General features: G+C 28.8%; 18 protein-coding genes, 2 tRNA genes and 1 rRNA gene. 16 read left to right on the forward strand and 5 right to left on the reverse strand.

Annotated elements, in window-relative coordinates:
• Window positions 1-102 precede the first annotated feature (102 nt).
• The 16 genes from rrf to Q349_RS00735 all read left to right on the forward strand — a co-directional run bounded on the left by rrf (window position 103) and on the right by Q349_RS00735 (window position 13,722).
• A 5S ribosomal RNA gene (gene rrf / locus Q349_RS00660) occupies window positions 103-208 on the forward strand.
• A gap of 179 nt (window positions 209-387) precedes the next feature.
• Window positions 388-693 (forward strand): thioredoxin family protein, encoded by a 306-nt coding sequence (locus Q349_RS00665; RefSeq protein ID WP_036463801.1) that lies wholly within the window; start codon window positions 388-390, stop codon window positions 691-693.
• 214 nt (window positions 694-907) lie between these two features.
• Window positions 908-981 (forward strand) — tRNA-Gly (locus Q349_RS00670).
• Window positions 982-1,384: 403 nt separating this feature from the next.
• The gene (locus tag Q349_RS00675; protein ID WP_036463805.1) at window positions 1,385-2,203 is read left to right on the forward strand and encodes a GNAT family N-acetyltransferase; all 819 of its coding nucleotides are present in this window, start codon (window positions 1,385-1,387) and stop codon (window positions 2,201-2,203) included.
• 41 nt (window positions 2,204-2,244) lie between these two features.
• Window positions 2,245-3,606: an asparagine--tRNA ligase gene (asnS, locus tag Q349_RS00680; protein ID WP_036463808.1), complete on the forward strand. Its 1,362-nt coding sequence runs from the start codon at window positions 2,245-2,247 to the stop codon at window positions 3,604-3,606.
• Window positions 3,607-3,638: 32 nt separating this feature from the next.
• Entirely contained in the window at window positions 3,639-4,595 is a 957-nt protein-coding gene (locus Q349_RS00685) for a nucleotidyltransferase (protein ID WP_051616716.1), read from the forward strand.
• A gap of 174 nt (window positions 4,596-4,769) precedes the next feature.
• A complete protein-coding gene (gene def / locus Q349_RS00690; RefSeq protein WP_036463811.1) occupies window positions 4,770-5,327 on the forward strand; it encodes a peptide deformylase in 558 nt (185 codons plus the stop codon).
• Between the two features lie 26 nt (window positions 5,328-5,353).
• The gene (locus Q349_RS00695; RefSeq protein ID WP_036463815.1) at window positions 5,354-6,472 is read left to right on the forward strand and encodes a cation diffusion facilitator family transporter; all 1,119 of its coding nucleotides are present in this window, start codon (window positions 5,354-5,356) and stop codon (window positions 6,470-6,472) included.
• 32 nt (window positions 6,473-6,504) lie between these two features.
• A complete protein-coding gene (locus Q349_RS00700) occupies window positions 6,505-7,404 on the forward strand; it encodes an MSC_0882 family membrane protein (RefSeq protein WP_036463817.1) in 900 nt (299 codons plus the stop codon).
• Window positions 7,404-7,964 carry a DJ-1/PfpI family protein gene (locus Q349_RS00705; protein WP_036463819.1) on the forward strand — a complete coding sequence of 187 codons (561 nt, stop codon included), beginning with the start codon at window positions 7,404-7,406 and terminating at the stop codon, window positions 7,962-7,964. The genes Q349_RS00700 and Q349_RS00705 overlap by 1 nt, the downstream gene beginning before the upstream one ends.
• Window positions 7,965-8,000: 36 nt before the next feature.
• The gene (gene rsmD, locus Q349_RS00710; protein WP_036463821.1) at window positions 8,001-8,543 is read left to right on the forward strand and encodes a 16S rRNA (guanine(966)-N(2))-methyltransferase RsmD; all 543 of its coding nucleotides are present in this window, start codon (window positions 8,001-8,003) and stop codon (window positions 8,541-8,543) included.
• The gene (gene rlmD / locus Q349_RS00715; RefSeq protein WP_036463822.1) at window positions 8,531-9,808 is read left to right on the forward strand and encodes a 23S rRNA (uracil(1939)-C(5))-methyltransferase RlmD; all 1,278 of its coding nucleotides are present in this window, start codon (window positions 8,531-8,533) and stop codon (window positions 9,806-9,808) included. Before rsmD ends, rlmD begins: the two co-directional genes overlap by 13 nt.
• Window positions 9,809-10,205: 397 nt before the next feature.
• Complete coding sequence (locus Q349_RS00720) at window positions 10,206-10,811, forward strand: ribonuclease HII (protein WP_036463826.1); 606 nt, start codon at window positions 10,206-10,208, stop codon at window positions 10,809-10,811.
• A 63-nt stretch (window positions 10,812-10,874) separates the two neighbouring features.
• Window positions 10,875-11,681: an energy-coupling factor transporter ATPase gene (locus Q349_RS00725; protein WP_036463829.1), complete on the forward strand. Its 807-nt coding sequence runs from the start codon at window positions 10,875-10,877 to the stop codon at window positions 11,679-11,681.
• Entirely contained in the window at window positions 11,666-12,637 is a 972-nt protein-coding gene (locus Q349_RS00730) for an energy-coupling factor transporter ATPase (protein WP_036463833.1), read from the forward strand. Before Q349_RS00725 ends, Q349_RS00730 begins: the two co-directional genes overlap by 16 nt.
• Entirely contained in the window at window positions 12,637-13,722 is a 1,086-nt protein-coding gene (locus Q349_RS00735; protein ID WP_036463836.1) for an energy-coupling factor transporter transmembrane component T family protein, read from the forward strand. The genes Q349_RS00730 and Q349_RS00735 overlap by 1 nt, the downstream gene beginning before the upstream one ends.
• 27 nt (window positions 13,723-13,749) lie before the next feature.
• Here Q349_RS00735 and trmB read toward each other — a convergent pair whose 3' ends face one another.
• The 5 genes from trmB to ychF form a co-directional block, all read right to left on the reverse strand.
• Window positions 13,750-14,361, reverse strand: a complete 612-nt coding sequence (gene trmB / locus Q349_RS00740) for a tRNA (guanosine(46)-N7)-methyltransferase TrmB (protein WP_036463839.1) — start codon at window positions 14,359-14,361, stop codon at window positions 13,750-13,752.
• A 90-nt stretch (window positions 14,362-14,451) separates the two neighbouring features.
• Entirely contained in the window at window positions 14,452-14,667 is a 216-nt protein-coding gene (locus Q349_RS00745; RefSeq protein WP_036463841.1) for an MAG6790 family protein, read from the reverse strand.
• Window positions 14,668-14,780: 113 nt separating this feature from the next.
• Window positions 14,781-15,992, reverse strand: coding sequence for a low temperature requirement protein A (locus Q349_RS00750; protein ID WP_036463844.1), 1,212 nt, complete (start codon window positions 15,990-15,992; stop codon window positions 14,781-14,783).
• A gap of 62 nt (window positions 15,993-16,054) precedes the next feature.
• Window positions 16,055-16,128 (reverse strand) — tRNA-Trp (locus Q349_RS00755).
• A 10-nt stretch (window positions 16,129-16,138) separates the two neighbouring features.
• A complete protein-coding gene (gene ychF / locus Q349_RS00760; protein ID WP_036463847.1) occupies window positions 16,139-17,239 on the reverse strand; it encodes a redox-regulated ATPase YchF in 1,101 nt (366 codons plus the stop codon).
• Window positions 17,240-17,271: the final 32 nt, after the last annotated feature.

A 17,271-nucleotide genomic window follows, 5' to 3' on the forward strand; every position in this document is an offset into this window, starting at 1 on the left:
TATATATTTTAAATTAATATTCCTTATTTAATTGATTTATTTATTTCAAATAAAAATAAAAAAATTTTTTTGGAATGTATTTTTTTGTGTTATACTATTTACAACAGTGATTATAGCAACGAGGTTCACCTGATACCATTCCGAACTCAGTAGTTAAGCTCGTTAGTGCCGACGATAGCAGAAATGTGAAAATAGGGGGTTGCTGTTTTTTTATTTTTTTAAAATCTTTTAAAAAGATAGCAACCTAAAAATCTAATAAAACATAAAAATGCAAAAAATCACAAAAAGTGCTTTTTTTTATAAAAAATAATAGAAAAATTAAATTTTTTTATTTTTAGTTGTATAATTTAGTCAACTTTATAAATTAAATTCGAAAGGAAGTTAATAATGCTTAAAGATGTAACAAAAACAGAAGTTATGCAAGAAATTAAATCAGGTTTACACTTAGTAGTGTTCCACGCTACATGATGTGGGGCTTGCAGAATGTTTAAAAGCACATTAGATGAACTTGCAGAAAAAGATGGAATTAGTGTATTGCGTGTTGATATAGATCAAGATAAAAATTATGCTATTGAAGAAAAAGTTCAATCAATTCCTTATACACTTGTATACAAGGATGGTCAATTAGTAGAAAAATTATTAGGGTTTAGACCATACGACCAAATTAAAGCTGAATTAGCAAAATACTTATAGTACTAACAAAAAGCAGAATAAAATTTCTGCTTTTTTAATATTTTTTTAAGTGTTACTAATTTAAAAAACTTTTTTAAGAAAAATAAAGTAAAATATTAAATAAATTAAGCTCTTAATAAAATAAAAATAACGAATTAAAATATTTTTTAAAAAAATAAAAAAATATTTTGTAATTTTAAATTTTTCCTTTATAATTATTAAGCAATAAGCAATTGCGAGTGTAGTTTAATGGTAGAACTTCAGCCTTCCAAGCTGACTGTGAGGGTTCGATTCCCTTCACTCGCTCCATATCATTTAATGACCTTTAGAAAAAAGCACTTATGTGCTTTTTTCTTTCATTTTATAAAAAAACAAGCTTATAAGCTTGTTTTTTGTTGCAAGAAGGCCAACATTATTTAGAGTACTGCGTATTCATAATAAGGAATGTAGTAAGTATATCCCTAAAAGATAAATAAGAAATGACTTACAACAATAAATAGTGCAAGAAAAATAAAAAATATATTGATAAATAGCAGTTAAACACTAGCTATAACTAGTGGAGGCTTTTTTAGCCTCATTATAATTATATTATTTTATCACCTAGAAAATGAAAAGATGCAAAAATTTCCACATATTAAAATTTTTATTTTTCTATAAATGAAAATACATTTGCATCTATACAATTCACCATATATTTAAGTATAATAAAACTATGAAATTTATACAAGCAAACGAATCACAAAAGCAGGAAATTTTAGATTATTTATACCAAAATTCACCCTATTTAAACACTTTTTTAATTTCAGATATCGAAAGTTTTGGATTATTTGAACAAGATAAAATAGCAACATATGTAAATGAGGGGCCCAAAATTCAAAAGGTGGTTTTATTCTTTTATTCAAATTTAGTTATTTATTTCAATGATGCTAATTTTGACCACGATTCATTTAATGAAATCATCCAAAAACATAATGCTAAAAATATCGTTTTAGTCGGTGTAGAGCCTGAATCTATTTTTGCTTCAACTGATAAAATTAACTTAAAATATAATGTTTTAAAAGAACAATTTGATGCATTAAATTTACAAAAATATCAATTAGCAATTAAAGAAATTAAACCAAAATCGCAAAAAATTACCCTACAAGACATTCATTCAATTATTGATTCACGAAAATTAATCAAAGAATTTCAAGGAATTGGGCAACAATATTTAGATCCTAATTACTTAACTTCTTCTTTAAATAATGGTTCTTATTTTGGTTATATTTTCAAAGATAATGATCTTGTTGTTTCTCACGCCGCTAGCTCTTCAACTACCAATAAAGCGGTAATGCTAGGCGGAATTTTTACCCTTAGTTCATATCGTGGTCAACAACTAGCTCAAGATTGTGTTATTAATTTATGTAATGATATTATTAAACAAGACAAATTACCAATTTTATTTTGAAATAATCCTAGTGCAGGTAAACTCTACCAAAGACTAGGTTTTGAGAAAATTGGTGAATTAACCGTTTTAGTTAAAATAAATTAGAAATGGTTTAAAATTGAAATATATTATATTAAAGGAGTTTTATGAAACATTCCTACTCAATTAAAAAACTATATGAAAAACCTCAATTCCACAACAACTATGAGCATTTATTAAAAGGTTGAGTTGTATCAAATAGAGGAAATAAAAAAGTTCGTTTTATTACTGTAAATGACGGTAGCTCAATTTTAAATTTACAAGTTGTCTTTAAAGGAGAGCAATTTGATTTTGATCTTTTAGATAGCTTAAGACCTGGATCAGCAATTGTTGTTAAAGGTATCTTAAAATACACCCCTGAAGCTCAACAGCCAATTGAAATGCAAGCTGTTGAATTACTAGATTCAAGAAATGTTGACGAAGATTATCCTATTCAAAATCAAGAAATGAAGCTTGAAACTCTTAGGGAATTGCCACACTTAAGACAAAGAACTAAAATTAACCGTGCTATTTTCTTGGTCCGTTCAACACTTGCTTTTGAAGTTCACCGTTACTTCAATGAACGTGAATTTTACTACATGAATTCACCAATTATCACAAGCAATGACGGTGAAGGAGCCGGGGAAACTTTTCTTGTAAATGATCACTCAGAAGAACCATTCTTCGGAAAAGGTAAAAAAGCAACCTTAGGGGTAACAGGACAATTACAAGGTGAAGCTGCTGCTTTAGGAATGAATAAAATTTATACTTTTGCACCTACTTTTAGAGCAGAAAAATCAAACACTAAACGTCACTTAGCTGAATTTTGAATGATTGAGCCTGAAGTTGCTTTTTATGACTTAAAAGACGCGATTAAGCTTGCTGATGATATGCTAAAAGTCGTAATTAGGAACACTTTATTTAAACGCAGAGAAGAAATAAAATTTTTAAATGACACTGTAGATAATCAACTAATTGAAAGATTAGAACACTTTATTGAAACACCACTTCAAATTGTAGATTACCAAGATGCAATTAAACAGCTTGCCGAAGTAAAACATTTATTTGAAAACCAAGATATCAAATTTGGACTTGATTTGGCAACTGAACACGAAAAATACTTAACTGAAGTAATTTACAAAGCTCCTGTGGCTGTAATTAACTTCCCTAAAGACTTTAAAGCTTTCTACATGACTTTAAATGAAGATAACAAAACCGTTGCTTCATTTGACTTACTAGTTCCTGGTGTTGGTGAATTAGTCGGTGGAAGTCAAAGAGAAAGTAGCGTTGAAAAACTCTCTGCTCGAATTAAAGAACTTGGAATTGATCAAGAAGATCTTCAATGATACATTGACTTACGTAGATTCGGGGATTTAGGTTCTGCTGGATTTGGAGTTGGATTTGAACGTCTTGTTATGTATGTAACAGGAATTGAAAACATTAGAGATGTTATTCCATTCCCAAGAACCGCAGGAAATATTAGAATGTAAAAATTAGCAATGCTAATTTTTTCTTAACTTTTATGATTACAAACAAATCAGTTAGAGTTGGAATTGTTGTTGAATATAATCCTTTTCACAATGGACATATTTATCAATTAAATTGAATCAAGAAGCAATTCCCCAATTCACAAATTATTGTGGCTATGTCGCATAAATATTCACAAAGAGGCGAATTTATCTCTGTCCCTTGAAAAACTCGTGTTAAATACGCAAAAAGATATGGTGTAAGTAAATTTATCAAACTCAATGTGGATATTTCAGCACAAGCGGCGCATATTTTTGCTCGAGAAAGCGTTTTAAAACTCGCAAAAGCTAAGATAGATTATTTAGTATTTGGAAGCGAAACTAATGATGTAAATTTATTTATCACCATTGCTCAATTACTTAAAAATAATAAAGAGCAATATAATGTCCTAGTTAAAAAATACCTTAAACAAAAAGGCCTAAGTTTTCCAAGAGCAACAAATTTAGCTTTGCAAGAATTAAGTCAACAAGATATCAACATGCCTAATGATATTTTAGGACTTGAATACGTTAAAACTATTGTAAATGAAAACTTAAAGATTATTCCTGTTTCTCTTGAGCGCACCATTGGTTTTCGCGATACTAAGACATCCAATCAATTTGCTAGTGCTACTTATATCCGTCAATTACATGCTCAAAATCAAGACATCAGTCAATTTACACCTATTAAAAAAGACGAATTTAGCAACAAAAGAATTGAAAATACTTATTCTAAATTTCAAAAACAGATCTCTAAAACTCCTGCTCATAAATTAGCTAAATATCAAATGATATCCGAAGGAATGGAAAATCTTTTTAAAAAACAAATTAACCAACCTAATTACCAATCTTTTATCGATGCATGTACTAGCAGAAGATATACTAACGCAAGAATTAAAAGAACCTATTTATTTGTTTTTCTCAAAATTAAATCAAAAAGTTGATTAAGTAAATTTTTGAATAAATTCAGATAATCAAATGCCTCAGTGGCATTTGATTTTTTTATGCATTGAATCTAAAGATTGATATTATTTTAATTTATCTTTTACAAAGATAATTTCCTGTATATTTTGTGAATACCAAAAAGAACACTTATTTCTCTAAATCAAAAACCAAAAAGAATTATTTTTCTTTTATAATTGATTAGTATGAAAAAATATGATGTAAAAATTGTCGAATTACCAAATGAAGTTTTAAGAAAAAGATCAATGGATGTTCCAATTCCTTTGATTCCTGAAGATATTGAACTTGCCGAAAAAATGATTTATCACATTGACGATTCCCAAAAAGAAGGCAGTCAGTTCCGTGCCGGTGTAGGTGTAGCTGCGGTTCAATATGGAATCTTAAAAAATGTTTTTTATGTTTATTTACCGGATGATAAAGGAAATCCTATTTTTAAAGATGTTTTATTTAATCCACAAATTATTACAAAAAGCAATCAACTTGTAGCTCTAAGCAACGGTGAAGGTTGTCTTTCTGTTTCTGAAGAATGACCCGATCAAGAAGGATATGTTCCTAGAAGCAATAAAATTGTTGTTCGTGCTTATAGTTACAATCATCGCCAATTCTATAACTACGAAGTTAGTGGATATTTGGCAATTATCTTCCAACACGAACTTGATCACTTACAAGGTAAATTATTTATTGATCGCATCAATAAAAAACAACCTTGAAAAAAACCTAATAAAAACACAATTTTAATTTAACTATTTTATTCACGAAAGGGCAAAATATGCAAAATATCCTAGAAAGTATTGCTAGGTTACACAAAAATGGCGGATTTACCACAATTTTAATTATTTTTCTTATTTTTATGGTATTTTCGTTGGTTTTAACAGGGTTTTTATATAAATGGCCATACTTAATTGGTAAAACAATCATTATGATTGTTTCTTCAATTGCGGCTTTAATTGCTGTTGTTGTAATGCAAAAAAATTTCGAAGAAAACGAAAATCTAAAAAGTTTTACTGGCTTAATTCCTTATTTAGCTATTTATATTTCAATCATTACCTATTTGGGTTTAAGTATTATTTACTTTATTATTTGAACAACTATAGCTATTTTTAGATTTAAAAAGAGCAATGAAAAAGGCAAAAAATTAAAATTTAGATGACTGAGAAAAATCTTTTGATCTATAGCAGCAGTTGCACTAGGTACGCCTATGATTGCTGCTACAAATGCTGCTTTTAATACTAAAAAACAAAATAATGATAGTTTTACAAATTTTAGTATTCAATTGATGACTGGATTTAAGGGCATTAATCCAACTTCAGTAGTTTCAAGTATAGACAAACTATTTAAAACAATTGATATTGGAAAAGAAAAAATCGAAGAATTATTTGAAAAAGATTGAAATGAATTGAGTCTTGAAGACCAAGAATCATTTAAAGAACTTGTTGATACAATTGGTGATTATTTAAAAGAACCAAATATTAAAGAATCTTTAATTAAATTCATACAAACTCCTAAAATGAAAGAAAAAACAAATGAAGCACTCAAGCCCGTAATAGATGAATTTAAAGATTTTGAAAAATATGTACAAGAAAGAAATCCATTGTATTCTCAATATAATAATGAACAAAAACAAGAATACTTAAAAAAAGAAATTAAAAGTTATGTCGAAAAAATCAATAAAGATGACATCAATGAAAAAGCACAGGTATGATTAGAAACTTTTGAGTCTCTTAAAAAAGACACAGTTAAAGAATTATCAGAGGTGGTTGGTAATATTTTGGACCAACAATTAAATGAGAAAATATCAACTAACGAAAAGTATGAAAATTTCAGTGGTCCTTTATTTTATGCGTTATTTGAAGAAGTTGCCGCTAAATTCAACTTTAACGAATCATAAAATAAATAAGTCTTTGATTGAATAGGAGAAATATGTTCAAGCCAAAAACATCAGATACCACAGTAGAAATTCAAACTACAAACAATTTAAAAGATATCGTTCAGCCCTCTGAAAATTTAAGTTCTAAACACTCAGATCCCAAAAGAGTGTTATCAGATGAAACATATACCATTATTAGAAAAGAAAAAAACGTTCGCAATGCTAGTGTAATTTTTTGAAGCTTTATTCTTTTATTTATCATCATTGGCTTAGTTTTAAATGGGGTTCTAAACACTTGAAAACAAGGACCAGAATATGGAATTGGATACTGAATTTTACTTTCGTGTCTATTCTTAATATCTTTTTATTTCTTCGGTAAGAACCTAATAAAGATTTTTGGTTGAAAAAAAGTAGAAAAAAGATATCGTGAAAGTTTCGAATTAGGTGACATTGCAGCAAGCACAACTTTTGCTGATTTGTACAAATCTTTAATAAGAAAAAATGTCTCACAAAATTGAATTTTTACCTTTATCATCACTTATGGCGGAATCTTTTTAGCTATTATTTTTGGTTTAGCAATGTTAAAAGAAATTGTCATCGAAACTCCAGAAGGAAGTTTGTTTGAATTTAAAATTCATTATAGGGTACTTGAATCAATGAATAGAGCTTTTGGGAGTACAACTATTTTGTTAATATCTGGCGTAGTTATTCTTCTTTTAATTACGATATTATTTATTTTTATTAAGTTATATGACAAAAAAAGAATTCAAGATGCAATGTTGTTTATTCAAGTTGATAATGCAAAAGTTACCGGCGATGCAGAAAAAAGCGCGCGTAACCTTAATAAAATCTGAAGAAATACTTTTATTGTTACTTTTATTCTAACTATCTTACTTCCATTTGCACTAATTATTTTCTTAATTTGAAAAGGAATTATTAAGGTTAAAAAATAATGAAACATAAAATTTTAGTAATAATTGAGGATAATTTTAATGATATCGAACTAACTACAACCTTATCTTGTTTGGTGAAAGCTAATCCCGATATCGTTATTGACTACTTTCATCCGTCATTAAAAAAAGCCACAGGACAGTACAAAATAGCTAATGTCTTAGATATTAAAAATCAAATTGAAGATCTAAGTCAATACATACTTATCTTTATCCCCGGAGGAAAAGGGGCTCAATCCTTGCGTGAAAATAAGAAATCTCTCGAAATAATCAAAAAATTCAACGGAATAGTCGGGGCAATTTGCGATGCGCCTAATGTTTTAAGAGAATCTCAAATACTTGATGAAAATACTTCTTATTCTTCTTTCCCTAGTGATTGAGCTAAAGTTTACTTTTCAAAAAAACGTAATGATAATTACGTAACAAATAGTAAAGACTCTAAACATTTTGTAACAGCTAAGTGTGCAGATGCATCAATGGCGCTAGGTTATGAATTGGTATCAATTTTATATGGTCCAGAAGGTGTTAAACTTCTTGATTTAGGTATGAAAGCAATAAAATAACGCCTTCTTAGGCGTTTTTTTGAGGAGAAATTTAATATGTTAAGAATTATTTCAGGAATTTATAAAGGAAAAAAAATACAAGAACCAGATTCTAAATTTACACGTCCTACTACCGAAAAAGTTCGTGAAGCAGTTTTTTCAAGTTTGCAATTCAAGCTTGAAGGTGCTTCTTGTTTAGATCTTTTTGCAGGAAGCGGGGCTTGAAGTGTGGAGGCTGAATCTCGAGGGGCTAAAAAAGTGGTGGCACTGGATAATAATCGCCAAGTTTTTAAGGTCTTATTACAAAACATTGAAAGTCTAAAAACAAGCCAAATTCAAGCTTTAAATATGGATGCTATTTCTTATTTAGAAAGTAATACTTTGAGTTTTGATTTTATTTTTATTGACGCTCCTTTTAAAGAATTTAATTTGGTGAATCAAGCTCTTGAAATTATTGCATCCAAAAATTTACTTAGTGAAGATGGTGAAATTATTATTGAAACAGACATGCCAAGAGAAATAATTATCCCTAATACCTTAAGAGTTTTTAAAGATAAAAGACACGGGAGAATCAATTTATTATACATATGTCACAATTAAAAATAGGTGATAAACACCAAGTAGAATGCCATAACATTAGTTTTGAAGGCCTTGGAATTGTTTTAATAAATGAAAAACGTTTTTTTGTTCCTAATTTATTACCTAATGAGGTAGCTATTGTTGAAATTACCCACATTCATAGTAAATACGGATACGCAAAAACAGTTAAACTTTTAGAAATCTCTAAAGATCGTATCAATTTGGATTACACTAACTCGGCATGCTTTTTAAATTGAGAATATCAAAAACAACTTGAGTTTAAAAATAATTATTTACAGAATCTTTTTAGTTTTAATTTGCCAATTAAACCTCAAATAATTCATCCAATCATTTATAACAAAAATAACTTACATTATCGTAACAAAGTTAAAATTCCCCTTTTTATACAAAACAATAAATTATCAATGGGAGAATATCTATTTAAAAGCAGAAAGATTGTTAATAATAAAAATCAAAGCATCATTAATGAAAGACTATATCATTCTATTGAAAAGATAATTAATATAATTAATGAGTTTTATAACGGTAAAAAAGAGAAACTATTTTTCTTTAAGGAAATCATCGCTCGTATTAATAAACTAAATCAAATTCAAGTTGTTTTTCAGATTCATAATGATTTTGATTTACCCAAAAAGTTAATTCAAAAGCTTATTAACCAAAACATTGTCCAAATTTGACAACTAAAAAAAGACTATAGGCTAATTTTTCAATCAACAAACTTTAGTATGCAGCTCAATGATAAAAACTTTTTAGTTGATCCTGAAAACTTTTTCCAAGTTAACACCGAAATGTTTGAACAAATTATTAATCACCTTAATAGTGTAATTAATACTTCAAAACCTTTAATTGATGCTTTTTGTGGTGTTGGAGTTTTTTCGCAAATTCTTGGAGTTCATAACAGTAAAATTGGGGTAGAAATTAATAAAAAATCAATTGAATTAGCTAAAACTAACGCAGAAAAGAATAAAATCAAGGCAACAAAATACTATGCCGGAAAAGTTGAAGATGTCATTGAGAAATTAAAACTCCAGCAATCAGCTTCAATTATTTTAGACCCGCCTAGAGCAGGTTTAGATCAAAAAATTATTAATTGAATCGGCAAACAACAAATTGAAGATATTTATTATCTTTCCTGTGATCCTAGAACTTTAACACGTGATTTAAAGCATTTTTTATCTATGGGATTTAAAATTGAAAGTATTCAACCTTTTGATATGTTTCCTCATACTCACCACATTGAGACTCTAGTGGTAATTAAAAAATAAGAAATTCAAATAATATAAAAATCAATTATTATTAGCCACCTTGACTATATTTTCCCAAGCAGCATAGTTTTATTACTTAGCAACTAAATACTTTTAAAAATTAAAAAAATATTAAATATTCAATAAATCCTATTGACAAAAACAACAATAAATAAAAAGATTTTAATAGTATTCTTTTATATTCTATTCTTTGGATATGATAAGTAAACAGCGCTATTGGCATTTTAAAATACCAATAAATTGTATAAAACAAATTTAAAGAATTATTATTTCTTGATTCTCAAGTAACAATACAAACATATTCACAGTATTTGTCCATATTATTATTTGCCCCCATAAATTCACCCATTAGAATTTTCTTCTTTTTTAATTATCTTTTAAATTCTATAATTCTATTATGTTGAAATATGAAACCGAAAATTTAAAAGATTATAAATTAGTGGCCGGCTGCGATGAAGCAGGTCGTGGAGCATGAGCGGGCCCACTTGTTGCAGCTTGTGTTATTATGGACATGAATATAAAAAATAAAGACATTAATGATTCTAAAAAACTAACCCCTTCTCAAAGAGAAGATTTATACAAAAAAATTATTGAAGAAGCAATAGAAGTCCAAATTTACCAAGTAGATGTTGATACTTTGAATAATTCAAACCCTAAAAAAGAATCTCAAAATGCTATGTCTAATTGTGTTCAAAATTTCAAAAATAAACCTCAAATAGTTCTAACGGATTTTGAAAAAATACAAACCGAATATCCTCAAATTAACTTAGTAAAAGGCGACCAAATATCATACAATATTGCAGCAGCTAGCATTGTAGCCAAAGTATATAGAGATAAATTGATGACAAACCTTGCAGTAGAATTTCCCGAATATGGTTTTCAAAAACACAAAGGTTATGGAACTAAATTTCACCAGGAAGCTCTTTCAAAATTTGGTGTCACAAAAATACACAGAATTAAATATAAACCCATTTCCAAAATTTTGCACTCTAAAATGAACTAATAATGCGATTTTTCGCATTATTTTATTTAAAATTGGAATTTTTTTATATGATAAAATTAAAATATGATTAAGCTAACAAATGTAACTTTTAAATATCGTGAAAGTGATGTTAAACCTGCTCTTTCTGATGTTTCTTTTGAAATTAAATCTGGTGAATATGTTGCTATTTTAGGGCATAACGGATCTGGTAAAAGTACTTTATCAAAAGTTCTTTCAGCATTAATTAAACCTAATTCAGGGCAAGTAGATATTGATGGGATTATCTACTCACGAGAAAATCTCAACAAAGTACGTCATAAAGTTGGAATTATTTTCCAAAATCCTGAAAACCAATTTATTGGTTCTTCAGTTGAGGATGATATAGCATTTGGTTTAGAAAACAAAATGATTTCACGACAAGAAATGAATGAAAAAGTTAAATTCTTTGCCAAACAAGTTGGTATGGAAAAACACTTAGAACGTGAGCCGGAAAATCTTTCTGGTGGACAAAAACAAAGAGTAGCAATTGCTTCTGTACTAGCTCTAGATCCTGAAGTAATTATTTTTGACGAGGTTACATCAATGTTAGACCCTAAAGGAAAATCGCAAATTTTAAGCATTATCCACAAGATTCGTGAATCTAGAACCAAAACTTTGATTTCAATTACCCATGACATGGATGAAGCTATTCTTGCTGATAAATGTCTTGTCTTTTCTGGGGGAAAACTAATTGCTAGTGGAAAACCAATGGATATTTTGAACAATCAAAAAATCATTGATATTGCAAAAATTGATTCTCCTTTTATTTATAAAATTTCATCTGCAGTCAATAATATAAAGCCCACTTATAACGAAGAGGAGTTAATTGAAGAATTATGCAAATTAAAATAAAAAACTTAAAGCAAATTTTCTCGCCTAAAACTCCTTGAGAATTTAAGGCATTGGATAATGTTAATATAGAAATTCAACAAGGGGAATATCTTGGAATTATAGGACAAACAGGAAGTGGTAAAACTACTTTTATCCAGCATTTAAATGGTTTATTATTACCTACAGATGGACAAATTAGCTGAATTTATACTAAAGAAATTTTTGATCCTAAAACTAAAAAACAAAATATAGAATCAATAGAAAGATCATTACCAATTCTAAAGCCATATAAATGTTTATTAGGTTCATGATGTAAACTTAAATCACATAAAAAATTAAAGAAAAATTATAAATTTAAATACGCTAAAGAAATTCGAAAAAAAATTGGGGTTGTCTTTCAATTTGCCGAATATCAATTATTTAAACAAACTATTATGGATGATATTATTTTTGCACCTCTTGCTTTTGGTGTTTCACTAGATGTAGCTAAAGATCGTGCACACAAGTATATTAAAATGGTAGGTTTAAATGAAGAATTTCTAAAACGTAGTCCATTTGATTTATCAGGAGGACAAAAACGTCGTGTTGCGCTTGCTGGTATTTTGGCTTTAGAACCTGATGTTTTAATCGTAGATGAACCTACCGCTGGTTTAGATCCTGTTGGAGTTGTAGAAATTCTAGATATTCTAACAGAACTGAATAAAAAAGGAAAGACTATCATTAATGTAACTCATGAACTTGATCATGTTTTGGAAAGAGCTCAAAGAGTTGTTGTTTTTAAAGAAGGAACTATAGTTAGAGACGGAAATCCTTATGATGTTTTAAATGATATTGAATTCTTAAGAGCAAACGAGCTACAACCACCTAAATTACTCGATTTTGTTAACAAGCTCAGAGCAAGAGGAATTGATGTGCCTAGGGTCACTTCTAACCAAGAGTTAATTGCATTTTTAAATCAAATGCAAGGAGGAAAATAATGAAAAGTGTTTTTGGGCGTTATATTCCTGGCGAGAGTTTCTTATATAAAATTGATCCACGTTTAAAAATTCTTTTGGTAGTGTTTTTTGTTGTTTTTGCTTTTATGAACCGTTCTTTATTAGAAATGTTTATTCTTTTGGTTCCTTTACTTATTGCTTATCTAATTACCGTTAAAAGATTTTATCCATTAATTAAAATGATCAAATTCCCTTTGTTTGTAGCTATTATTATTTTAATAGTTAACATATTCACAATTAGCGGAGAAGATATTTTATTATCTCAATATGGACAATTTATTCATGACCAACATTACGTTGGTGCAAATGGATTAATCACCAAGGAATTAGGTAGATCCATTTCATTACCAGAATCATTTCAAGCGTTTAATGCTCAAAACTTAATTGATTCCAAAGTAATTGATAATAGCGAAGAATTTGACAAAATATTAACTATTTTCAAAAATTCTGTACATTCAGCAAATTACATTTGATATCTTAAATTTAAACCTGATTATGAAGGTCTTAAATTGACCATTAGCTTGTTCCATGTAAATAAATCATTGGCTTTGTTTGTTAGAATTTACATGATGGTTTTAGCAACTTCATTATTAACTAATACTACTCGCCCAATCTTGCTAACTAAAGCTATTGAAGATTTAATGTTCCCATTAAAACTATTCTTTGTTCCTACCCAAATCATTGCCATGATTATTTCTATTGCTTTGCGTTTTATCCCGACTTTACTTGATGAATCACAAAGAATCATGAAAGCCCAAAGTGCTCGTGGTGTAGACTTCAAAAACGGAACTATTAAAGATAAAGTTACTTCATTTACAACATTAATTATTCCCCTTTTTGTTTCTTCATTTGCTAAAGCTGATGACTTAAGTGATGCGATGCAAACTCGGGGATATGATCCTTACAAAAAAAGAACTAAATATCGCCATCTTTCATTTGGAATAAGAGATTTAATTTTAACTGTCTTTTTTATTGCGTTGGGTGCTTTCTTTGTAATTAATAACTATTACCCAAGTATCGCAACTTACTTACCAGATATTTGACATACATGATTTATGATTGCATAAAAAACAAGGACAATGAGCCTTGTTTTTTTATCTTTTGGGTCTTGCTTCTAGATAATTAATGTTTTTGCCTTGTGAACTTCATTTTTTCTCGTATCCTGTTTGAAAATTACCTTCATTATATTTTGAAGCATGTAAATCTCTTGTAAAACCAAGAATTTCTCAATTGTTTTCAGCAAGCGATTCAAGTGAAAAATCAAATAATTTATCATTATCAGTTTTAAACCTTAAAATTCCTTTTTCGCTTAAAATTTTTTCATATAAAGCTAAAAAACTTTTATATGTTAAGCGTCTTTTTGCATGAGCATTTTTTGGTCACGGATCCGAAAATGTTAATCAAATTTGATCAACTTTCCCCTCAAAAAGTTCCGTAATTTTAGCTGCATCTTCACTAACAATAAAAAGATTAGTAAGTTTTAATTCATTAATTTTGGTTAGGATCTTATTGGCTACTGTAGGATATTTTTCTAAGGCAAAGTATTTAATTTCAGGATTATGTAAAGCTAATTGTGTAATCATTTCTCCTTTACCGGCTCCAATTTCTAAAACATTGGTTTGCTCTAATTTAATAGGAAAATTTTTAATTACAAACTCAGAATTAGCAAGTTTATTAACTGCTGTTGGGTCATTTCTTAATCTCATATTTTTAATTATAACCAAATTCAAAACAAAGATTTAAAAAACAACGGAAATCCGTTGTTTTTGCTTATTTAGAACAATTTTCGGTAAGCATTACACAATTTTAATAATTTCTTCTTTTGAAAATTCTTTTCCGTGTAATCCGTCCCTTTGGACGTGTATAATTTCGATATTTTCATTAGCCTTTGTGTGAAGACCATGTTTTTGTCCTCTTCTAAAACGTTTGATTGCGGCATTTAAATCATCTAGCGAATTTTCTTGTGCTATGATTTCGCCATTGGCTACTAATTTTGCTTTATATTTGTACATATAAAACCTCCGATAATTATAAGAGCTTACACTTATATTATATTATATTTAACCGCACATCTAGCTAAAAACGGACAATACTAATGAAACTTTACCAGTTTAGATAAAAATTCTTAGTCATGTTTGTGTTGATAATATTCAACAAGTGCTTTCCAATTTTGCCACGCTTTTTTGAAATAACCACCAATAAAGACCCCGTATAACATTAAAAAGAGCGTTGATATTGAAGTTAGTGATGATCAAATAATTGGGGACTTATAAATATCTCTTAAGGTAAATCCTAAAACAACCGCTAATAAGTATGAAATACTAATAATTGTAGGAACAATTCAACGACGATTGTAAGGTATTTTCGTTGCAATAACAAGTGAGTGCAGCATTGAGCCTAAGTAAAAAAGGGCCAATGCTATCGACATTAATAGATTGTAATAAAGGTTATTATTCCCGATTTGGTACGCCAAATTCTCACTGTTATAAAAAGGAATAAAATGCCTTGTAATATAAAGAAATTGAACTCCTAATAGAACCATGAAATTTAGATAAATAATAAAAATTTGTTTGCGTTCATATGTTTCTTTGTTAAGAGAAAAATCAGTTTGTGAAACATAAAATATAAATAATGAGGCGATGTTTATAAAAATTAAAAGTCAATATCAGTCAAATTTAGCTAAATCAAACCCGTTTTCTGTTTGAGCTAGCAAAATGATGGCCTCTCCAAAGGAAATAATGACAATTAACCCAAATCTTTCAGTAATATGCTCAGTGTTTAGCTTGAACCGCTTATCAAAAATCAACAATGTTCAAGTTAGTGCGCCAATAGTTAGTACTACTAAAATAGTGATATAACTAGCCAAAAATGGTGAAGCAGCATTAAACCATAAGATTGAAATTAAAATCATATGTGCAACAATAAATTTTTTCAAAAATCTACTAGTTTTGAATAAAATTTTTAGCTTAATTTTAACATAAACATATTGTAAGAGTTGAATTAAGAAAATAAACCCTAAAAAGACGGTTATTTTTTGGTATTCTTGTTCAAAGTGGTAGGTAATACTTTTAATATAAACCAAAAGCATTGGCATAATTATAATGTGAGCAAGCATTGCTTTAATAGTCGGCCTTCCATATAAATTAGTAAAAACCGTTTGATTTGTTCAAACCGAAATTACCGAAACAAAAGCAGTAAATACGACCATTAATTTGACTGGGTCCTGCATATCCGCACTACTATGAATAATATGCGAAATCTGAGAAAAAATATATACATAAACAAGATCAAAAAATAATTCTGCTCATGTTACTTTTTTATGTTTAGGCAATGTCATTTTGCTCCTTTGAGTATTTTTATTATACTAAAAATGCAAAATAAAAATGCATCTCTGCATTCTGGCGGGAGTTAAAGGAATCGAACCCTTATTCTCAGTTTTGGAGACTGTTGCATTGCCATTATACTAAACTCCCATAATTCGGATTATTTTCCGAATTTAAAGTGACAAATATCACCGTCTTGCATAATGTAATTCTTACCTTCTAAACGTAATTTACCTGCGTTTCTTGCCCCTAATTCACCGTTAAATTCAACAAAATCTGAATAAGAAATTACTTCTGCTTTAATGAATTTTTTCTCAAAATCTGAATGAATTACTCCAGCACATCTAGGAGCGTTTCATCCCTTGTGGTAAACTCAAGCTCTCACCTCAACAACTCCGGCTGTGAAATAAGTTTCAAGTGATAAAAGATCAAAAGCTTCACGAGTAAGAATATCAAGTCCACTTTTTTCAATTCCATACATTTGAAGCAACTCTTCTTTTTCATTCTCGTTTTCTAAGCCGATAAGTTCGCTTTCTAATTGAACCGAAATAGGTAAAATCTTATCTTGAGAATCTAAAGAGTTTTTTAAAGCATTAAATAAAGGAACGTTTTGATAATCCATTATTTGATCATTACTTAAATTAGCTACATAAATTATTGGCTTAAGTGTTAAAAGGTGATACCCTTTTATATATTGCAATTCTTCTTCTGATAATTCAACATTACGAGCTGGCACTTCTGATTCAAGAGCTTTTTTAATTTTTTGTGCTGCACCTTGTTCAATTAAAGAATCCTTATCACCACTTTTGGCTTTTTTTGCGACTCTATTTAAAACATTATTAATTGTTTCAAGATCAGCCAACATTAATTCATAGTTAATAATTTCTTTATCGCGAACTGGATCTACATAATCGGCAACATGCATTATGTTTTTATCCTCAAAACAACGAATAACATGAATAATTGCATCAACTTCACGAATGTTAGCCAAAAATTTATTACCTAAACCCTCTCCTTTTGAAGCTCCTTGAACTAATCCGGCAATATCGACAAAATCAAAAGTAGCATGAATAATTTTATTTGGTTTTACAATTTCAGCAAGGCGATCAAGTCTTTCATCTTTTAACGAAACTGTTGAAATATTGGGTTCAATTGTAGTGAAAGCATAGTTAGATGCTTCAACTTGCTTTTTAGTTAAGGCACTGAATAATGTACTTTTTCCAACATTTGGTAATCCTACAATCCCTGCTTTTAAACTCATTTTATCTCCTTAATAAATTAATTAAATTTTAC

The organism is Mycoplasmopsis sturni DSM 22021, from assembly GCF_000701485.1.
Lineage (GTDB): Bacteria > Bacillota_I > Bacilli_A > Mycoplasmatales > Metamycoplasmataceae > Mycoplasmopsis > Mycoplasmopsis sturni.